The sequence below is a fragment of the Pseudomonas sp. SIMBA_067 genome (assembly GCF_046534675.1).
Classification (GTDB): Bacteria; Pseudomonadota; Gammaproteobacteria; order Pseudomonadales; family Pseudomonadaceae; genus Aquipseudomonas; species Aquipseudomonas putida.
Genome location: NZ_JAWRYH010000230.1, coordinates 1 through 302 on the forward strand (window position 1 = coordinate 1; position 302 = coordinate 302).

At 59.9% G+C, this 302-nt stretch carries 1 pseudogene; it reads left to right on the top strand.

The annotated features are described in order from the left end of the window. Positions 1 to 302, top strand: a pseudogene (locus SB765_RS28865) (PAS domain-containing sensor histidine kinase); the annotation flags it as partial.

Consider the following 302-nt stretch of genomic DNA (forward strand, 5'->3'; position numbering starts at 1 on the left):
CGATGGCAACCTGGAGTGGTGGAACCGCGCCGCCGAGACCCTGCTGGGCCTCAAGACGCCTCAGGACAGTGGCCAGCCGGTGACCAACCTGGTGCGTCATCCACGCTTCAAGGAATACTTCGAGCAGGACAATTACGAAGAGGCGCTGGAAATCCCCTCGCCCACCAATGATCGCGTGCGCATCCAGCTGTACTTGACCCGCTACGGCAACAACGAACACATGATGCTGGTGCGCGACGTGACACGCATCCACCAGCTGGAACAGATGCGCAAAGACTTCGTCGCCAACGTTTCCCATGAGC